This is a genomic window from Nonomuraea sp. NPDC049714 (genome assembly GCF_044465295.1).
Lineage (GTDB): Bacteria > Actinomycetota > Actinomycetes > Streptosporangiales > Streptosporangiaceae > Nonomuraea.
In genome coordinates this window covers 50,178-66,588 of record NZ_JBITLM010000023.1, presented here as the reverse complement: position 1 = coordinate 66,588, position 16,411 = coordinate 50,178, and the positions used below count along the sequence as shown (strand labels likewise).

At 70.4% G+C, this 16,411-nt stretch carries 17 protein-coding genes and 1 pseudogene; 9 read left to right on the top strand and 9 right to left on the bottom strand.

From position 1 onward, the window contains the following. Positions 1–84 precede the first annotated feature (84 nt). Complete coding sequence (locus tag ACIBQX_RS48600; RefSeq protein ID WP_397017251.1) at positions 85–2,343, top strand: NB-ARC domain-containing protein; 2,259 nt, start codon at positions 85–87, stop codon at positions 2,341–2,343. 306 nt (positions 2,344–2,649) lie between these two features. Here ACIBQX_RS48600 and ACIBQX_RS48595 read toward each other — a convergent pair whose 3' ends face one another. Continuing rightward, positions 2,650–2,886: a hypothetical protein gene (locus tag ACIBQX_RS48595; RefSeq protein ID WP_397017249.1), complete on the bottom strand. Its 237-nt coding sequence runs from the start codon at positions 2,884–2,886 to the stop codon at positions 2,650–2,652. A gap of 155 nt (positions 2,887–3,041) precedes the next feature. Here ACIBQX_RS48595 and ACIBQX_RS48590 point away from each other — a divergent pair, with 155 nt between their 5' ends. Further along, a complete protein-coding gene (locus ACIBQX_RS48590; RefSeq protein ID WP_397017247.1) occupies positions 3,042–3,254 on the top strand; it encodes a hypothetical protein in 213 nt (70 codons plus the stop codon). 616 nt (positions 3,255–3,870) lie between these two features. Continuing rightward, positions 3,871–4,036, top strand: a pseudogene (locus tag ACIBQX_RS48585) (transposase); the annotation flags it as partial. A 55-nt stretch (positions 4,037–4,091) separates the two neighbouring features. Here ACIBQX_RS48585 and ACIBQX_RS48580 read toward each other — a convergent pair. From ACIBQX_RS48580 to ACIBQX_RS48560, 5 genes are all read right to left on the bottom strand, one after another. Further along, entirely contained in the window at positions 4,092–4,322 is a 231-nt protein-coding gene (locus ACIBQX_RS48580) for an integrase core domain-containing protein (RefSeq protein ID WP_397017323.1), read from the bottom strand. After that, on the bottom strand, positions 4,273–4,659 hold the full coding sequence (locus ACIBQX_RS48575; protein WP_397017329.1) for a hypothetical protein: 387 nt from the start codon (positions 4,657–4,659) through the stop codon (positions 4,273–4,275). The genes ACIBQX_RS48580 and ACIBQX_RS48575 overlap by 50 nt, the downstream gene beginning before the upstream one ends. Then, positions 4,610–4,843 (bottom strand): IS3 family transposase, encoded by a 234-nt coding sequence (locus ACIBQX_RS48570; RefSeq protein WP_397017245.1) that lies wholly within the window; start codon positions 4,841–4,843, stop codon positions 4,610–4,612. The genes ACIBQX_RS48575 and ACIBQX_RS48570 overlap by 50 nt, the downstream gene beginning before the upstream one ends. A 263-nt stretch (positions 4,844–5,106) precedes the next feature. Continuing rightward, complete coding sequence (locus ACIBQX_RS48565) at positions 5,107–6,063, bottom strand: alpha/beta fold hydrolase (protein ID WP_397017243.1); 957 nt, start codon at positions 6,061–6,063, stop codon at positions 5,107–5,109. 55 nt (positions 6,064–6,118) lie between these two features. After that, complete coding sequence (locus ACIBQX_RS48560; RefSeq protein WP_397017241.1) at positions 6,119–6,766, bottom strand: TetR/AcrR family transcriptional regulator; 648 nt, start codon at positions 6,764–6,766, stop codon at positions 6,119–6,121. A gap of 218 nt (positions 6,767–6,984) precedes the next feature. Between ACIBQX_RS48560 and ACIBQX_RS48555 the strand changes: the two genes are divergently transcribed. The 3 genes from ACIBQX_RS48555 (at position 6,985) to ACIBQX_RS48545 (ending at position 8,071) form a co-directional block, all read left to right on the top strand. Then, a complete protein-coding gene (locus ACIBQX_RS48555; RefSeq protein ID WP_397017239.1) occupies positions 6,985–7,254 on the top strand; it encodes a hypothetical protein in 270 nt (89 codons plus the stop codon). 164 nt (positions 7,255–7,418) lie between these two features. Continuing rightward, positions 7,419–7,616: a hypothetical protein gene (locus tag ACIBQX_RS48550; protein ID WP_397017237.1), complete on the top strand. Its 198-nt coding sequence runs from the start codon at positions 7,419–7,421 to the stop codon at positions 7,614–7,616. Further along, positions 7,613–8,071 carry an integrase core domain-containing protein gene (locus ACIBQX_RS48545; RefSeq protein ID WP_397017235.1) on the top strand — a complete coding sequence of 153 codons (459 nt, stop codon included), beginning with the start codon at positions 7,613–7,615 and terminating at the stop codon, positions 8,069–8,071. Before ACIBQX_RS48550 ends, ACIBQX_RS48545 begins: the two co-directional genes overlap by 4 nt. Here the strand turns inward: ACIBQX_RS48545 and ACIBQX_RS48540 are convergent. After that, a complete protein-coding gene (locus ACIBQX_RS48540; protein WP_397017233.1) occupies positions 8,068–8,214 on the bottom strand; it encodes a hypothetical protein in 147 nt (48 codons plus the stop codon). The genes ACIBQX_RS48545 and ACIBQX_RS48540 overlap by 4 nt on opposite strands. A gap of 130 nt (positions 8,215–8,344) precedes the next feature. On the opposite strand from ACIBQX_RS48540, the gene ACIBQX_RS48535 reads away from it, so the two are divergent. From ACIBQX_RS48535 to ACIBQX_RS48525, 3 genes are all read left to right on the top strand, one after another. Next, positions 8,345–9,631 (top strand): serine hydrolase domain-containing protein, encoded by a 1,287-nt coding sequence (locus tag ACIBQX_RS48535; protein ID WP_397017231.1) that lies wholly within the window; start codon positions 8,345–8,347, stop codon positions 9,629–9,631. A gap of 213 nt (positions 9,632–9,844) precedes the next feature. Then, positions 9,845–10,543: a helix-turn-helix domain-containing protein gene (locus ACIBQX_RS48530; RefSeq protein WP_397017321.1), complete on the top strand. Its 699-nt coding sequence runs from the start codon at positions 9,845–9,847 to the stop codon at positions 10,541–10,543. Beyond that, positions 10,543–11,001, top strand: a complete 459-nt coding sequence (locus ACIBQX_RS48525; protein ID WP_397017229.1) for an integrase core domain-containing protein — start codon at positions 10,543–10,545, stop codon at positions 10,999–11,001. Before ACIBQX_RS48530 ends, ACIBQX_RS48525 begins: the two co-directional genes overlap by 1 nt. 129 nt (positions 11,002–11,130) lie before the next feature. Here the strand turns inward: ACIBQX_RS48525 and ACIBQX_RS48520 are convergent, their stop codons facing one another. After that, entirely contained in the window at positions 11,131–13,242 is a 2,112-nt protein-coding gene (locus ACIBQX_RS48520; protein WP_397017227.1) for an FtsX-like permease family protein, read from the bottom strand. Further along, positions 13,239–16,409, bottom strand: coding sequence for an FtsX-like permease family protein (locus ACIBQX_RS48515; protein ID WP_397017225.1), 3,171 nt, complete (start codon positions 16,407–16,409; stop codon positions 13,239–13,241). The genes ACIBQX_RS48520 and ACIBQX_RS48515 overlap by 4 nt, the downstream gene beginning before the upstream one ends. Positions 16,410–16,411 lie beyond the last annotated feature (2 nt).

The following is a 16,411-nucleotide window of genomic DNA, read 5'->3' as shown; positions in this document are numbered from 1 at the left end:
CGCACCGGTGCGCGTCCGCCGAGCCCCGTGCCGCGACCTACCCCGTCTCGCCGCCCGATCGCGGGCGGTTTTCAAGGAGGATGAATGAGCAGCTCGTTCGGCCTGCTTTTACGAAGCTCGCGGCAAGCCGCGCAGTTGACGATCGAGGAACTGTCGCACGCGTCCGGTGTGAGCGTGCGGGCCATCGGTGACATGGAGCGTGGTGTCAGCCGCGGTCCGCAACGGCGCACGGTGGAGGCGCTGGCCGAAGCGTTGCGGCTGGACGACGGCCGGCGGGCGGAGCTGGTCGAGGCCGCGCGGGCGGGCCGGCCGCGACCGAGCGGCCCGCTGCCCGGAGCGTGTGAGCTGCCGCGTGAAGCGGGTGATTTCACCGGCCGGACGCGGGAGCTGGAGCTGTTGCGGCAGCTGGCTGGGCAGGCCGAGGCCGGGGCGGCCGCGGTGGTGGCCACCATTTCCGGCACCGCCGGGATCGGGAAGACCGCCTTGGCCGTGCACGCCGCCCGGCTCCTGGCCGAGTCGTTCCCGGACGGTCGTTTCTACGTGGACCTGCGGGGCATGGACAGCGCTCCGCCGGCCCCGGGCTTGGTGCTGTCGCGGCTGTTGAAGGCCTTGGGCGTGGCCGAGCAGCGGATTCCGGGCGACGAGGAGGAGCGGGCCGGGCTGTACCGGGCGCTGCTGAATGATCGCCGATGTCTGATCGTGCTGGACAACGCCGCCGATGAGGGGCAGGTGCGGCCGTTGCTGCCGGCGTCCGGCCCGGGGATGACGATCATCACGAGCCGGCGATCGCTGGCCGGGCTGGAAGGAGTGCGGCAGGTCCCGTTGACGGAGCTTTCCGACCGGGAGGCCGCCGCGCTGCTGGAAGCCATCGTGGGGAAACAGCGGACCGCGGCGGACCCGGACGGCACGGCCGAGCTGGTCCGGCTGTGCGGGAATCTGCCGCTGGCGGTGCGGATCGCCGGGAACCGGTTGCAGAGCCGGCCGGGCCGGACGATCGGCCAGCTCGCCGGGCGCCTGCAGGACGAGGGACGCCGGTTGGAGGCCCTGGCGGTAGGTGACCTGGCTGTCGCCGCGGCGTTCGCGTTGTCGTATCAGCAGGTGTCCGGGATGGCGCGGGTCGCGTTCCAGCGGCTGGCGCTGGCGGCCGGATCGGACTTCGGCATACCGCTGGCCGCGGTTGTGGTTCAGGCGGATCTGTTCGAGGCCGAGGACGCGTTGGAAGAGCTGGTCGAGCTGGGGCTGCTGACCTCGCCGTACGTCGGCCGCTACGTCTTCCACGACCTGGTCCGGTTGTATGCCCGTGCCCAGTTGGAGCAGGAGGAGCCGGTCGATGCGCGGGAGCGGACGCGCCGCCGCATGGAGGACTGGCTGCTGGAGGTCGCGGTGGTCGCCGGGCGCTGGTTCGAGCCCGAGTACGGCGCGCCGCCGTCGGAGTGGCGTTCCCTGGTCACGCTCGACAGCCGGAAGGCGGCGAGCGATTGGTTGCAGGCGGAGGGCACGGCCTGGCTGGAGGCGCTGCGCTCGGCGGCCCGGCGTCACGAGCACGCGACGGTGGTCGAGGTGGCCGAGTCCATGCACTGGTTCTCCGACCAGTGGAGGAGGTGGGGGCATTGGCGCGAGGTGTTCGAGCTGTCCTCCGACGCGGCACGGGCCATGGGGGACCGGCTGCAGGAGGCGGTGCATCTCAACTATCTGTCCTGGGCTCTGTCGGTATGCGATGGGCGGATGGAGGAGGGGGAGGCGACCGCGTTGCGGGCGTTCGAACTGGCCGGCGAGGTCGGTGACCTTCGCCAGCAGGGGTGGGCGCTGTTCTACGCCGGCTGGCCTGACTATGGCGATCCGGCGAAACTCGAGCGCGAGCTGGACTACAACCAGCGAGCGCCCGACCTCCTCCTGCAGGCCGGGGACCTGGAAGGCTATCCCCAGGCCATGATGGTCCACATCCTCACCCTGCGACGGGCGGGCCAGGCGGAGGAAGCCTTGCGGCGCAATCTGGCGCTGGTGACCACGCTGCGTGACCCCTCCTACGGCGGTTCCCCGGCCATCGTCAACTTCAGTATCGGGGCCGCCCTGGGCCATCTCGGCCTCACCTACGTCGCGCTCGAACGCTGGGCGGAGGCGGTCGACGCCTTCCAGCAGGCGGTGCCCGTGCTACGCACCCACTCCGTTCCCCCTGCCCTGGCCTACACCCAGCGCGGCCTGGGCATCGCGCTGCTGGAGCTGGGCCGGGTCGAGGAGGCTCGCCAGGCGTTGGTGGAGGCGGTACAACTGTTCGAGGAGGACGGTGACGGCGCGCAGGCGGCTGAGGTGGTCAAGAAACTGGAGGAAATAGGCGAACACTGAGCCCCGCGTTCCGCGGCCAATTCGTGATCCAGGGCATGTTCGGGCCTGAACTCGCAGGTCAGCGCGGTGCGGCCTGGTGGAAACGGCGGAAAGCCCTGGTGGCAGGGCTTCGCCGATAGACCCGTCACGACATGCACACACGCTGCTACGGTCTGGTGACATGTTCGTCAAGGACAGCGACCCGGAAAAACAAAGACGGCACCACAGTGCCTCGCGTTCCGCGTAATTCAGCGGCCTGGAGGTCCGAATCCGGGGTGTGAGCTGGGCGGACATGGGTGTGGCCGCCTGGAGGGCGTTTCTCTAGTGTCATCCGCCTGAAATTCGTCGCCAATATTGGGCGAGGGATCGGAGGATCTCGTCGGCGGTCTTGGTCCAGACGAAGGGCTTGGGATCGGCGCTCCAGCGGTCCATCCAGGCGCGGATGTCGTCCTCCAGCGAGTGGACGCTCTTGTGCGCTCCTCGGCGGATGAGCTGGTCGATCAGGTAGCCGAACCAGCGCTCGACCTGGTTGATCCAGGAGGAGCCGGTCGGGGTGAAGTGCATTTCGAGAACGACGTCGGGAACCTCGCGGAGCCCCTGATACTCCTTGAGCCGGCTACTCGTTTTACCCGATTCGCCCGTTACCGCGATCGGCACGGCCAGCCGTATCGGCCTGCTGGACGGCACCGTCCTTGGACCATCAGGCCCACCCGCAACCAGTGGTGCTTCTCAACTCGGGCCTCATCGTCCATGTTGACCCGCCCGATGGCATCGATCGGCCGGACGGCCTCACCTACCTGTCACGCGCACCATGGCGCCGCTGGGATTCCGAGGATGATGACACGTGGCCCGCCAAGGTTCTTCCGGCCGAGGATTACCTTCGGGCGTATCTCGAGGAAGCACTGGACCGCTACCGGGCCTTCCGCGAGTGACACGTCGGTCACCGAGCCCGAGGCGTCGATCACCACGCTCACGGCGGGCAGCGGCCGGTGCAGGCTGGGCAGCACGACGCCGGGCAGGGGCGGCGGCCCTGCGCGACGGCCTGCGGTAGGTGTAGTCGACCCGCCTGGCGGTGTGGGCGAGTCCATGGCGGATCTTGGCGGCCAGCAGCCGTCGCCACCCGCCTCCACCTCGAACCGACCGGCCTCGCCGACGCGCGCACGGCGCTCGCGATCATCCTGCCCTGAACCGGCGGCCTCGGGGTCATGGGGCTTCGTCGCCGGTGTCGGCACCGTCGTCGTCGGCCTCGTGGAGCAGGTGTGCTCGACGGAGCACGTCGACCTGCGCGGGGTTGTAGAGCGCCCTGAGGGCGTGACCGACGGCGCGCCGCGCCGCCTCGGCCTGGCCTGGCGTGGTGGCCGCGGCTCCAGCGTCACGCCGTGCTCGGTGGCGCCCGGGACGATGAAGGGTCGGCGTCTTCGGGCATACTATGTCTCGTAAGCCCGCAGCGACACGCGTTTCTGCAGGTCAAAGCCATGATCAAAGCGCGCCCTGCAGGATTCGAACCTGCGACCGTCGGATTAGAAGCACATGTACGCGCCGGTCAACGGACGTCCGTCAGTGCCGCCGGGGCTGCTGGCCACGGTAGTGGTGCTGCAAGCGCTGCACGGTCTGTCGGATGAGGAGGCGGTCGCAGCTGCGGTTCGATCTGCGGTGGAAGGCCGCCTGCGGGCTCGGCCTGTATGACCAGGGGTTCGATCCGTCGTTGCTGACCTTGTAGCGCGTCAAAACTCGCGCGTAGGGTCTGATCTGGGGTTTCACCAGTCGAGCTAGGCGGCTCGGTGGTACTCGCTGATCGCTCCTCCGAGTATCTTGTGACGTTCGATCCGGCCTTCCATCGGCACCACGACATGCTCATCTTGATCGGGCGGCAGTTGTCCACGAGCCTGATGCGGCCGATGACCGTTGTAGTGATCGAGATATTCGTTCAGGACCGAGCGCAGATGATGTTCACCGTAGATCAGCATGCGGTCGGTGCACTCGGCGCGTAATGTCCGGATCCAGCGCTCGGCATAGCAGTTCGCCCTTGGTGTACCGCGGCGGTGTCTTCAGCACCGTGATGCCAACGGCGGCGAACACCTCGTCGAAAACGGTCGTGAACTTGGCGTCCCGATCGCGGATGAGGAAGCGGAATGACCCTGCCCGCTCGCCGAGGTAGATCAGGAGATTGCGGGCCTGCTGCGCGGTCCACACTCTGTCCGGGTGGAAGGTGACGCCCAGAACATGCACGTGTCGCGTGCGAACCTCCATCACGAAGAACACGTACAAGCGCTTCAGAAAGATCGTGTCAGCATGGAAGAAGTCGCAGGCCAGGAGGCCTTTGGCTTGTGAGCGCAAGAAGGTCCGCCAGGAGATGCCGGGATGCCGGTCCGAAGCGATGCGAGCGCAGGATGCGCCGCACGGTCGCCTCGCTGACCTGAAAGCCGAGCCGCACCAACTCGCCGTGTACCCGCCGATGACCCCATCCGGGGTTCTCTCGCGCCAGGCTAATGATCAGGTTCCGAAGCTCCCGGACAAGCACAAGACGCGATCTTGTCTGCGGAGACGGGCCCCATCAAACCACAGCTCAGAGCCGTCGTGACTCGTTTTGACGCGGTACAGGTCTGCTGGCGGCCGTAGGAGGTTCCAGGCTCGGGTCCTGTTCGACGGCCACCGTCACCCTGCACCCCGCCGATCTCGGCACCAAGGACAAGTTCCGCCAGGGCTCGCACTACCTGACCCCGACGTTGCCGTGGTGGCCGGACCGGCGATGGTTCGAGGGCCGGGACGGTAGCGGCCAGGGGCTCATGCCGGGCAGACATCCTCGACGAGCCACTGGTTGACCGCGGTGACGTAGGCATGCGGCATTTCCAGCGGCAAAAGATGCCCGACCGCGTCGAAGACGCGTAGCCGCCAGTCGGGGCGGCGTGCGGCGAGGTCGTCGATCGTGCTCTTGGTGACCACACCGTCCTGGCCGCCCCAGAGCAGGAGCACGGGGGCCCGCACGTCGGCGATCGCCCGGTACACGTGGCCGCGGTCGACGAACAAGTGCGACAGCACCGAGGCGAAGGCCGTGACAGCGCCGCCGAGGCGCCGCGGATCGGCGCTGCGCAGTTCCTCGGTCACCAGCGCGGCCATCTCGGGCGACAACCGCGCCAGGTCACCGCCCACCAGGCCCTCTGCCCTCCGGTTGGTGGAGGCTCTGAGCTTCATCTCCAGCAGCCGCCGACCGGTCATGCGCAGCACGACCCGCACGAGGGGTGGCCCGGCCGTCAGCAGCATCGGGCCTGCGGTACGCCAGAACCGCACCTCGTCGGAGGGCAGTGGGCCGGGCAACGCGGGAGCCGCGAGCACCAGCCGTCCGACCCGGTCCGGTACCGAGGCAGCGAACAGCACCGCCACCAGCCCTCCCATGGACCAGCCGTGGACGATCGCGTCCCGCAGGCCCAGCCGGGCGGTGAAGGCCCGCAGAAAACGCGCGTTCACCTCGGCCTTGGCCGCCCTTGGGTGCGGCGAGCCGGTGTGGCCGAAGAACGTGCCCGGCAGGTCGGGGACGATGACCGGCCCCAGCCTGCTCAGCGGCGCGATGAGGTCCAGCAACATCGAGGCGCTGCCCGCCATCGGATGGATCAGCAGGTGGGTGGGGCCGTCGCAGCCGACATCGGCAGTGAGATAGTGCACGCTGGTGCCGCAGACGTCGATCTCCTCGCTGCGGATCCCGGCCCACCGTGGGGACAGCACGCCCCAGTCGGTATGACGCATCCTTCCTCCTTCCGCCCGCCACGGGCAGGCCATCTGCCTTGGATGGGCCGCGGGTCTAGGGCCCCGGCGATCGTCCGTCGTCCCCGGAGCCGGCCTCCCGGCTCCGGTCGAAGCCGGCCAGGGCACGCCGGCAAGCGCACCGGCCGGCCTCCAGCGCCTCCTCGTCGGTCCGCTCCTCGCCCAGAGCGGCCCCGACCGCGGCGCTCACCGCGCCGATCGCGGCCCCGACCATGGCGTACGAACCTACGCGGTCCACCTCCTCCGGGCAGACCTCCACCAGGGCCGCGGCGAGCCGCTCCAGTCTGGCGTTGGACCGTTCGATGGATGCCTTGGGCGAGGCGATGGGCAGCGTCAAGGCGTGACCGATGAGGCCGGCGTACATGCCCATCTCCCAGCTGTCCTGGAGTAGACGGTTGAAGGCGCGGGCGAGCAACTGGGGCGGAGACTCGTCTGGTGCGCGGGAGGCGATCACCCGCAAGGCTGCCTCGACGCTCTCGGTGCTGTTGTGGTAGAGCACGTCGGCCTTGTGGCGGAAGTAGGTGAAGAACGTACGTGTGGAGACGTTCGCCGCGGCGGCGATCTGCTCCACGGTGGTGCCCTCGTAGCCCTGCTCGTCGAACAGCCGTTCAGCCGCAGCTATCAGCGCCTGCCGGGTTTGTTCCTTCTTCCGTTCGCGCAGCAACACGTCCCAACTATACTGCATGTCTGCAATTTTGCAGGCATGCATTTTCCTTGACGGCTGGCTCACCGGCGATCCGCTGTGCCGCATCCGCCGCCGCGCCCGCCCCGCCGACCGCACCCGCGCCATCGACCGCGTGCACATCGAGACCCTGCTGACCCTGTCCCGCTCGAAAACACAGTTTCGCACTGTGAGCTGGTGTTTTGCGGCGCGATCGGGACGGTGGCTGCGACCATCTCGAGGTGTTGTTGTCGCTGGCTTACCGGTTGGTGAGCGGCTTGTTCGGCCTGTTGGCCGTGCTGGTCCGCTCTGATCTGTCCAAGGGCGTTGAGCTGCTGGTGCTCCGTCAGGAGAACCAGGTCCTTCGCCGTCGACTCGACGGTCGACCGCGGTGGGATCACGCCGACCGGCTCTGGCTTGCGGCATTGTCGCGATTGGTCCACCGCCGCCGATGGGCGGAGGTGTTCCCGATCACCCAGCGACGATCTTGCGCTGGCACCGTGACCTGGTAGCGCGCAAGTGGACCTTCACCGACCGGCGACGCCCAGGACGCCCTTGCACTCGCCGGCCGGTCAAGGCACTGATCGTGCGAATGGCCCGGGAGAACCCGACCTGAGGGCATCGGAGAATCCAGGGCGAGCTGGCTCGGCTGAGGTACTCGATCACGGCCTCCACGGTGTGGGAGATCCTGCACGCCGCCGGCATCGATCCCGCGCCCCGCCGGTCCCGGCCGACCTGGCGGCAGTTCCTGACCGCCCAAGCCCACGCGATCATCGCCTGCGACTTCCTCGTGGTCGAGACGGTGCTGCTCAAGCGGCTGTACGTGCTGGTCTTCATCGAGCACGGCACCCGCGACTGCACCTGGCCGGAGTGACCGCGCGCCCGACCGGAGCGTGGACGGCGCAGCAGGCTCGCAACCTGGTCATGGACCTGGGGGAGCGCACCGCCGGGCTGCGGTTCGTGATCCACGATCGAGACCCGTTCTTCACCTCCGCCTTTCGTGAGGTCTTCACAGCTGAGGGGTTACGGGACATCACCACGTTGCCGCGGGCGCCGAGGATGAACGCCATCTGCGAGCGGGTCATCGGCACCCTGCGCCGTGAACTCCTGAACCGCATCCTGATCCTCAACGAACGCCACCTGGCCCGCGTGCTCCACGAGTACCTGATCCACTACAACCGGCGTCGGCCGCACCAGTCCCGGCAACAACGACCTCCGGACACTGCAATGCAGCCCTCCCGCGACGTGACCGACCTCGACGACCTGCGATCCATCCGCCGAAAACCCGTCGTTGCAGGCCTGACCAACGAATACCACGACGCCGCTTAACCGCAGCTCAGGTCACGTAACTCAATATTCGAGCGGCACACGGCGCCTGCCGCCAGGTGCCCGTCCGCGATGGCTTCCACCATGCGGTCGCGGATCTGCCGGTAGATCGGCGTCTCGCTGTCGAGGTCATGTAGCAGCTGCACGCTAGCTATTATATCTGCTATACATCTTATAGAACAGCAGGCTCAACCACGACGCTTCGCGGGAGAGGCTTGCCCCCCACCAGCGGCGAGGCGTTCCGGGCCTCGCGCCGTCAATCAAGGAGACAAGACCATGAGCCCCACCTACCCGACCGCCTCAACGACGAGGCACCACAGCAATCGGCGCACCGTGGGTGTCGCCATAACCGCGGCGGCGATGCTGGCCAGTTCGGGAATTGCCGTCGCCGCTTCCGCTGCCGCCACCCCCCACCCGGCCCCACCGACCACCGCCGCGTCCGCGCCGGCCGACGGCTCCATGCGTGACGTCGCACAGCAGATGCTGGCCATCGGCAACCCTGGTCACCTGGCACGGATCAACGATGGTCGGCGCGTTTCCACCACCGTCGTCGGAGTCGCCGACATCGCCACGGGCCGCGCGCTGCGCGCGGACGACCAGTTCGAGATCGGCAGCAACACCAAGACATTCACCGCGACGCTGATCCTGCAACTGGTCGACAAGAAGGCGGTCACACTCGACTCACCGGTCTCGACGTACCTGCCCGGCGTCGTCCCCGACGGCGACAACATCACCGTGCGCATGCTGCTCAACCACACCAGCGGCCTGTTCAGCTACACCGGCGACCCCGAGGTGTTGTCCATCATGCAGAACGACCCGCAGCACAACTGGACCGAGCGAGAGCTGCTCACCGCTGCCTTCGCCCACCCACCGACATTCGCCCCCGGCAAGGGTTGGTCGTACTCGAACACGAATTACACCCTGCTCGGAATGATCGCGCAGAAGCTGACCCGCTCGAGTCTCGCTGACCTCATTCGCCAGCGCATCGCCCGCCCGCTCGGCCTCAAGCACACCTACTACGCCAACCCGCGGGCCACCAACACCGGCCCAGGATACGCTCACGGATACGCCATCACCTTCGCCGAAGGCACCCCGAAGTACACCGATTACACCGGTGCGAACATCGGCGGCTGGGCCGGCGCTGCCGGGGCGGTCATCTCCACCACCAGCGACTTATCACGCTTCTACTCCGCCCTTCTCAGAGCCGAACTTTTCTCCCGTGCGCAGCTCCAACAGATGAAGACCACCGTCGCCCTACCGCGCGAATTTCCCATCAAGGGCAGCTACGGTCTCGGACTGATCAAGTTTGATACGCCCTGCGGGACGGCATGGGGCCACGGCGGCGACACCCAGGGCCACCACAGCACGACCGCGGTATCCGACGACGGTCGCCGCACCGCCATCAGCGACAGCACTGGCAAGGCCAGCGACCTCGCACCCAACGACGGGATCACACGCTGGACCAACGTAGAGTTCGCCGCCCAAAAGGTGGCCGTCTGCCACATGCTCGGCACGCCAGTGCCGGGCTCCCTCCTCCGAGAGCTACACGGCACCGCACCGTAGAGGGCCCGCAGATGGCGATCGATGCCTGCGGACGGGCGTGTCCAGTAAACGGCTCTGGCACACTTTCGGTGGTGACGGACGGTGGTTAGCCGAGCAGGATGCGATGGCGGAGGAGTGCGCAGCCGGCTCGCCCGTACATCTGCCTCTTGATCATTTTTGTCTTGGTGTCGACTCCTTCGGTGCCTGTGAGGTGCCAAAACTCGTCCGTAGCATCTGATCTGGCCTTCTATCCTCGGCACACGTGTTCCTACGCCTGCTGTATCTGCTGATGGTCCGGTTGTTCGGCTGGTTGACCCTACGCGCGCGGGGCGACACCTCCAAGGAGGTGGAGATCTTGGTGCTGCGTCATCAGGTCGCCGTCCTGCGTCGTCAGGTCGCCCGGCCGCGACCGGACTGGGCCGACCGGGTGCTGCTGGCCGCACTGGCGCGACTGCTGCCCACGCGGCTACGGCTTCATCGGATCGTGACGCCGGGCACCTTGTTGTCCTGGCACCGTCGCCTGGTCAGCCAACGCTGGATTACCCGAACACGGCCGGACGTCCACCGATACCGGACGAGCTGCGTGAGCTGGTGGTCCGGCTGGCCAGAGAGAATTCCCGATGGGGGCACCGGCGGATCCGGGGTGAACTGCTCGGCCTCGGCCATCGGATCGGCGAAGGCACCATCCGCCGAATCCTCGTCGCGGCCGGCCTGGGCCCAGCGCCACGTCAGACCTCACCGACCTGGCGACAGGTTCTCACCTCGCAAGCCTCCGGCATCCTGGCGTGCGACTTCATGCACGTCGACACCGTGTTCCTCAAGCGCCTGTGCGTCTTGTTCGTCATGGAGATCGAGACGCGCCGTGTGCACGTGCTGGGCGTCACCTCCAACCCGACCGGTGCATGGACCACCCAGCAGGCCCGGAACTGCTGATGGACCTGGGTGAACGCGCCGGCGCCTTCAGGTTTCTCATACGGGACCGTGACGGCAAGTTCTCTCGATCGTTCGATGAGGTGTTCGCTGTCAGTGGTGTGCGGATCATCAAGACGCCCGTACGGTCGCCACGGGCGAACGCGTTCGCGGAGCGGTACGTGGGAACGCTACGCCGTGAGTGCCTCGACCACCTGCTCATCTGTGGTGAGCAGCATCTGCGTACGGTCCTGGCCGAGTATGAGCGCCATTTCAACCATCATCGCCCTCATCAGGGCCGTTCGCTCCGCCCACCGTTGCACGATCCCAGCGAGGTGATCGACATGGCCTCCCGGATCCACCGTCGAAGAGCCGTCACTGGGCTGATCAGCGAGTACCGCAGAGCAGCCTGTCGCCCTGCGAACGCCCAGCTCAGCAACAGTATTCGCCGTTTTGGCACCGCACACGCCTCGGAGGGTTGATCCATGAATATGCGCAGGTCGCGTAAGGCGGCCGAGTTCTTGGCACCCACACGATATGGCCATTCCCGAAGCCGGCGGGATCCGCGGGCGGTGAGCGGCACACGTCATGGTCGCCGGCAGTCGACCGGCTCAGCCGCCGCCCGCGCGGAGTACCTCGCTCAGCCGTCGTCGGCGGCGTAGCGCCGATTCGACGGGCACCACGACGGCGACCGCCGCCAGGAACACGACCGCCACCAGGCCGATCCCCCACCACGGCGGCACCGGGGCCGGATCGGCCCCGGTGAGCAGGCGCAGGTCGAGCGAGCCGAACGTCAGACGGACGAGCACCGCCCCGAGCAGCGGACCGCCCACGGCGGCGACCACCACCGGCGGCAGCAGTTCCCCGGCCGCGACCCAGCGAGCCTCCCGGGGCCGCAGCCCGAGGGTGCGTAGCCGGGTCAGAGTCTGCCACCGCTCCGGCGCGCCGGCCGCCGCGCCGAGTGCGAGTCCCAGAAGGCCCAGAACCGGCAGGGTCACCGCCGAGACCCACGCCAACCGCAGCAGTCCCGCGGCCAGCGGCCCGGCCGCGGTCCCGTGGCCGACAGCGGCGCCAAGGCTGAGCGCGTACGAGGCCAGGGCGACAGAGGTCACGAGCACCAGCAGCGGTAGCACCCGGGCCGAGGTCGCCGCCGCCCTCGCGGCCCCGAACACCGCCAGCGGCCGGCGCGACCGCAGAAGCCGCTTGAGCGCGAAGCGCGTCCCGAGGGGCAGCGCCCGCGCCAGCAGGAGCCCGCCCGCGAGCGCGCAGAGGGCGGGCGCGCTCGCGGGCAGCACCCCGCCACCGATGCCACGCTGGTACAGAGCGACGACGGAGCCGGACGCGGCCACCAGCACTCCGATCTCCAGAGCGGCCCGCCGCAGTCGTACGGTGTTTCGCGCCCACCGCCGCGCACTCCGGTTGGCCGGGACGCGGCGATCCCGGGTGGCGCGGGCGGCGGTGAGCGTGCCGAACGCCGGTCCCGCGGCGACGGCGGTGACCGCCACGGGCGCGATCCACTCCCAGGAGACCCCCGGCGCGACGGCCCGGGCCAGGCCGAGCCCGGCCGCCGTGGCCAGCAGCGCCGATACGGCGGATTCGAGCAGCAGCTCGCCACCGATCACCGGCAGCGACATCCCCCTCTGCCGGGCGGCCGCCAGGGCGGGGGCGCGGCGGTGTACCAGCAGGTCGGCGGCGAGCAGCAGGACCAGGACGGCGACGGCGAGCAGGGTGATGAGCAGGACGGACGCCTGCGCGGAGGCCGCCTCGACCTGGGAGCTCACGTTCCGCAACACCCCGTCGAGCCGGGTCTCCCACTTCAACGAGCCGTCCCGGGCGCCGGAGGAGCCGGAGGCCGCCTTGAGCGCGACCACCTTCGCGGCGACCGACGGGACCACGGCCCAGGTGAGCCGGGCCGGGTCGGGCGTGAACCAGACGGTACGCCGCAACTCGTCCTGTCCGAAGGCGAGCCGGGCGTCGGGCAGCGAGTCGCGGGACAGCAGTCCGGCGAACCGGGTGGTTCCCCAGCCGTCCGCGCCGGCGACGGGACTCAGCAGCGAGGGGAGGAGCCGCCAGGCGGGATCGGCGCTGTCCCGGGGCCGGAAGATGCCGCTGACCTGGACCTTCTTGACATTACCCTGGTCGTCGGCCAGCGGAAGGCGGGCGCCGGGACGGAGCTGGAGAGCGGCGGCGTCCGCCTCCGACAGGCCCACCTGCACCGGCCACGGCGGCGCACCGTAGGGAACCGCCGCCGTCTCGGAGCCGGTGGGCCGGGGCGGGCCGCCCGCGATCCAGGTCACGTCGGGCCCGCCGTCGCGGGCCACGTAGGCGAGCTGGAACGTCCGCAGCACGCTGCCGTCGGTGATCTTGAGGGTGGGGCTGATGACGGTGGCGATGGGTGGATGCAGGGCGGAGCGCAGGCCGGGGCCGAGCTCGTCCGTCGCCCTGGCCCGGAAGTCGTCGACGTCCTCGGCGAGGCGGGGGTGCCGGACGCGGCTGCCGTTCGGCCCGTTGTCGACTTCCATGCGGCTGTGGACCTGGAGGTCGCCGTCGCTCCTGCGTACGGCGTCCCGTACGGCGGCGTCGGCGGTCGCGGACAGGAGCGGCGGCATCGCGCCGGCGAGCAACGTGATGGCCACCACCACGACAGCGGCCAGGAGCAACGGCCCGGCGTCCGCGCGGGCGCGGCCGGCGACGCTGGGCCAGTGCGGTGCCGGGATCCTCACGACGCCACCCGCAGATGCGCGGCGTCGGCGAGCCGGGCCTGGACGACGACCACCGCGCTCACCGCCAGCGCGCATCCGGCCAGCAGCCCGGTGAGCAGGGCGGCCTCGGCGGCCCACGGCCAGACGGACAGCACCTCGGGAACGGGAGCGGCGCCGGTGTCGGAGCGGACGAGCAGCGGCGCGACGAGGCGGGTGGCCAGCGCGCCGACGACCGCGCCCGCGGCGAGCAGCGGCACCAGGATGCCGACGTGCTGGCCGAGCAGCACCGCACGGATCTCGCGCCGGGTCATCCCCAGACCCCGCAGGCGCGCCACCTCGACCGCGCGGGCCCGCAGATCGAACGTCACGTGCAGGACGATTCCGGCGATCATCAGCAGCACCGCAGCCGGTACGAGCAGCCGGAGCACGGCCGGCAGCCCGGCCCGCAGCGGGCCGCCGGTGAGCCGGGCGGTCTCGGACGCGCGCGTGGTGACGCTGCCGAGACGGAGATCGGCCACCTCACCTCCGGTGGGATGGCCGACCCACCACGCGTCCACGGGCACGTCGAAGTCGCCGCTGACGGCGAGGGCACGGGAGAGGACGTCGATGTCGGCCAGGATGGCCGCCGCGCCCGGAGCGGACGGCACGGCCGGCAGCACCTCGGCCACGCTCACCTGTACGGGGGTGAGCCCGACGGTGAGGTCGAGCCGGGTGCCGCGCCGGGCGCCCACCTCGTCGGCGAAGCGGGCGGAGACGGCGACGGGCACCGGTCCCGGGGCCGGGAAGGCGGTGGCGACCAGGGTTCTGGCGGCGTCCGGCGGGCCCTTCAGCGTGACGGTCGTGGTCATCCTCAGCTCGGTGCCCGCCGAGGTGCCGGCCAGGGCGACGGCCGGGTTGCCGAGCTGCCCGGGGCCCGGCCCGGCCGAGGTGGCGGTCCAGGACGATGCCTCGGAGTCCGCTCCCGCCACGGTGAGCGTCACGGCGACCCGGCTGTCGCCCGCCGGGGGTTCCGTGAGGGCATCGGAGTAGCCGGTGCCCACGTTCCCCGTCGCGATCGCGAACGGCAGGGACACCGCGACCAGCCGGAGCCCTTCGGCCGTCGCGCAGTCCGGCAGCGGATGCGCTTGCCCGTCGAGCGGAACGGGCGCGCCGGTGCAGGAAGTACGCAGCCCGGTCGCATCCTGCAGCAGCAGCCGGGGCGTCACGGTGAGCGGTGTCGTACCGGTCGCCTTCCCGGCCAGGGAGAGCGCGGCTCCGGCCGGGACGGGCACACCGGCGGCGCGCGTCGGCGGCGCGAGAACGGCGCCCACGGCGTTCCAGGTGCGACCGTCGTTCAGCCGCCCGCGCAGCAGTGCCTCGGCACGCGTGGTGTCCACGGCGATCAGCCGCGGCGGGTCACCGACACCGCCGAGCCATTGCCCGACCGCGATGCCCCGATCGGTGGCGGGGCTCACCTCCCCGCCGCTGGCCGCGCCGACCACCCGGCCCTGCCCGGCGGCGGGCGGGGCGTTGAGGGTGAGCGCGAGATCGGTGCCGACGGACAGATCGGCCTGGTCCTGCTGGGAGCGCTGCCACGTGGCGTCGAACCCGATCCCGTACGTGGCCGCCGCGCAGCCCAGCCCGATCAGCAGCCCCGCCGCGACCGCCTGTGGCCTGCGGGCGGCTTCGAACGCGGCCAGCGGCACCATCAACCCGCGAGCCCGGACGGCCAGCCGTTCCACCACGCGCAACGCGGGCCACACCAGGCGCAAGGTCACCGCCGATCCGGCGATGAGCAGCAGCGCGGGAGCGAGCACCCGTACGGTGTCGATGGGAGACCCCGAACCGGTCGGCTGATCGCGCAACTGCCACCAGCCGACGGCGGCGAGTGCCACGAGCAGCAGGTCGGCGCCGGAGCGGGCGAGCAGTTCCCGCCGCCCGCGCACCCCTGCGGAGGAGGTCCGCAGCGAGGGCACGACGAGCACCGCTGCCAGCGCCAGCGCACCGCCGGCGACGGACACCACCTGTGCGGCGTTCACGCCGAACGGCGTGGCGAGCCCGGCCCCGGCCATGGGCGGCAGCCGGGTCAGCCCGGCGTGCAGGGCGGACGAGGCCGGGATCGCGACCGCGGTGGCGAGCACGGCGAGCGCGCCAGCCTCGGCGAGCGCGGCGCCGGCGAGTTGACCGCGGCCGACGCCCAGCGCGGACATCAGGGCGGTCTCGTCGCTGCGCACACCGGCGCTGAGCCGGCCGGCGAGGGCGAGGGCGGTCGCGGTCAGGACGAGTCCGATGGCGGCGACGGCGAGCACGGCAGCCGTGGTGACCCGCTGCTGATCGTGCGCGGCCAGCAGGGTCGAGGGCAGCCGGGAGGCGACGCGCTGGATGCGTACCCGGTCGCCGAGCGTCTGCCCCAGCCGGCGGTCGGCGCCGAGCACGGCCTGGGTGACGGTGTCGAGGTCGCGGCGGGAGGGGGCGGACAGGTCGGGGAGGGCGTTGATCTCCAGCCGGTCGAGGGTGGAGCCGCCGCCGAGCAGGTCGGCAAGGTCGACGATGAACGGCCCGTACGCGTGCACCGGCTGTGCGGAGCGGCCGTCGCGATAGGCCGGATCGTAGCCGGTGGCGGCGAGCGGGTCACGCTCCCAGCCGCTGCCCGGCAGCGGGCGTACGATCCCGACCACGCGCACCTCGATCCCCTGGTCGGGATCGTCGGCCAGCTCTCTGCCGAGGCCGACCCGGCTGCCGACGGTCAGGCCGAGTTGCCGCGCGGTGCTCTCCAGGACCACGGACTCCGCCGGCGCGGCACCCGCCCGAGGCAGGCGTCCGCCGGCCAGTTGGGTGCGGGCCGGCAGGTCCTCCACCCCCGACAGGTACGCCACAGCCGGAGTACGGGCGCCGGGGAGCGACCGCATCACGGACGCCCCGCGCGCGGCCGTCGTCGTCGCGAACGGAGCGAGGGCCGAGGTCAGCACGGCGCGGGTGTCATCGGCGACGGATCTCGCGTGCTCGCCGCGCATGGTGACGCTGTAGGCGGTGACGTCGATCTGGTCGGGGGCGGCGCGAGAGGCAGCGGTCTCCAGCGCCTGCTCGGCGGTACGGGTGAGCAGGAGGGCGCAGGTGCCGAGCAGCGTGGGGCCGACCACGGCGACGGCCAGGAGTGCTGCCAGCAAGGGCCATTGCGCACGGGCGCGCCGGGCGACCAGCCTCAGCACAG

Coding starts and splice junctions, on each gene's coding strand:
- ACIBQX_RS48600 (WP_397017251.1), top strand. CDS start 85: ATGAGCAGCTCGTTCGGCCTGCTTTTACGAAGCTCGCGGCAAGCCGCG.
- ACIBQX_RS48595 (WP_397017249.1), bottom strand. CDS start 2,886: ATGCACTTCACCCCGACCGGCTCCTCCTGGATCAACCAGGTCGAGCGC.
- ACIBQX_RS48565 (WP_397017243.1), bottom strand. CDS start 6,063: ATGCGTCATACCGACTGGGGCGTGCTGTCCCCACGGTGGGCCGGGATC.
- ACIBQX_RS48560 (WP_397017241.1), bottom strand. CDS start 6,766: ATGCAGTATAGTTGGGACGTGTTGCTGCGCGAACGGAAGAAGGAACAA.
- ACIBQX_RS48535 (WP_397017231.1), top strand. CDS start 8,345: ATGAGCCCCACCTACCCGACCGCCTCAACGACGAGGCACCACAGCAAT.
- ACIBQX_RS48525 (WP_397017229.1), top strand. CDS start 10,543: ATGGACCTGGGTGAACGCGCCGGCGCCTTCAGGTTTCTCATACGGGAC.